This is a genomic window from Pseudomonas sp. PME37.24/006 (genome assembly GCF_055556635.1).
This window is the reverse complement of the sequence record NZ_JBVHNL010000106.1, coordinates 1-270: the sequence shown is the minus strand read 5'-3', so window position 1 is coordinate 270 and position 270 is coordinate 1. Positions and strand designations below refer to the sequence as shown.

The 270-nt window shown below is 57.8% G+C and carries 1 protein-coding gene; it reads right to left on the bottom strand.

The annotated features are described in order from the left end of the window. Positions 1-270, bottom strand: a 270-nt coding sequence (locus ACZ3GY_RS24025; RefSeq protein ID WP_465912248.1) for a flagellar hook assembly protein FlgD, incomplete at both ends; no start/stop codon positions are given.

Here is a 270-nt window from a genome sequence, read left to right as displayed (position 1 = left end):
AAAGTTATAGGTTTGATCGGCCACGCCCTTGGCGTCCCAGTCAAAGGTATGCACACCGGCCTTTTGCGGGCCCAAATCAAAACTGCCCACCAGCTTGCCGGCCGTATCACGGACCGACACGCTGACCTGATCTGCAGAATCAGTCAGCTCATAGCCTGCCGAGGCTTTTTCACCGCTGACCGTGATGGATTTACCGGCGGCCAATACGTTATGACCAACCAGGCTGGCCGCCTGCAAAGACTGGCCATCGGCATAGGAGGCCGACATCGC